This is a genomic window from Moorena sp. SIO4E2 (assembly GCF_010671945.1).
GTDB classification, from domain to species: Bacteria; Cyanobacteriota; Cyanobacteriia; order Cyanobacteriales; family Coleofasciculaceae; genus Moorena; species Moorena producens.
Genome location: NZ_JAAHIE010001410.1, coordinates 1 through 1071 on the forward strand (window position 1 = coordinate 1; position 1071 = coordinate 1071).

Below are 1071 nucleotides of genomic sequence, written 5' to 3' on the forward strand. Positions count from 1 at the left end.
TTGGTAATGGGCTAGGGTTTATAAACGAGTTGTGAACATCCAGAAACCCAAAATAATAGTTATTGTTGGCATCCTGCCTCCGTGATAGTTCACAACCTATTTATAATAGCTATAGGTAATGGGTAATAACCTATGAACTGAGGGATAGCATAAAAACGGTAATTATAACATAAATTATAGGGATTAGACTAATGGTATTAGGTCTTAGGTATAAGCAAAGCAGTTGACAGCCTCCGTGTTTGAGCCGGGGCTAGCAAACGATAGTCTTAATCCTATTGCCTAAAACCTAGAGGCTATAACCTAAATTAGAATAACCATGGCAGACAACCCGATTATCTCCACAGCCAAACAGAGCCAAGGCTTTTCCCTAACTATCTATAATCAAAACTTCGCCGTAGTCCGGGAGCAGCGCCAGCTTTCTCTGAAGCAGGGTACAAACTTAGTACGCTACGAGGATGTGGCAGCACAAATCGACCCGACTTCAATTAGTTTCAAATCCGTGACTGCACCTAATAGTGTGATGGTGCGTGAACAAAACTACCAGTATGATTTACTTAATCCAATAACCATCTTGAATAAATCAGTTGGCAAGACTATCCGCTTCAGACGAGTCAACCCAGATGGACAGATAGAGATACTCGAAGGTAAGCTGCTGAATCCTCCTGAAGTGACGGTGGCTAGCCAAAATTCCTATCGAGGTAGCAATCAGTCACAGAAACTAGCTATTCGTTTGCCTAATGGGAACGTTGTGCTTAATCCCTCTGGTGAAATGGAGCTGAATGAAATGCCAGAGGGATTAGTCTCTCGTCCTTCTCTGGTCTGGAAACTTGAGGTAAGTGAAGCAGGAGACCATGCTACGGAAGTTTCCTATATTGCTAATGCCATTACCTGGAAAGCTGATTATGTAGCAGTTGTTAGTGACGATGAGAGCAAGGTAGATATCACCGGCTGGGTAACGTTGGACAATCGCAGCGGTGCTACCTATGAAAACAGTCAGTTGCAGTTAATCACTTGTGCTTGTTCATATTCTTCCACCCGACGAACATCCCCAGCGATTAACTGCAACTGACA

The 1071-nt window shown here is 43.2% G+C and carries 1 protein-coding gene; it reads left to right on the forward strand.

All coding sequences use genetic code 11. The annotated features are described in order from the left end of the window. Window positions 1-316: 316 nt before the first annotated feature. Window positions 317-1069 carry a DUF4139 domain-containing protein gene (locus F6K37_RS44070; RefSeq protein WP_287257438.1) on the forward strand — a complete coding sequence of 251 codons (753 nt, stop codon included), beginning with the start codon at window positions 317-319 and terminating at the stop codon, window positions 1067-1069. Window positions 1070-1071: the final 2 nt, after the last annotated feature.

What these genes read in the sequence shown, in the direction of transcription:
- F6K37_RS44070 (WP_287257438.1), top strand. Translation starts at nt 317, where the DNA reads ATGGCAGACAACCCGATTATCTCCACAGCCAAACAGAGCCAAGGCTTT.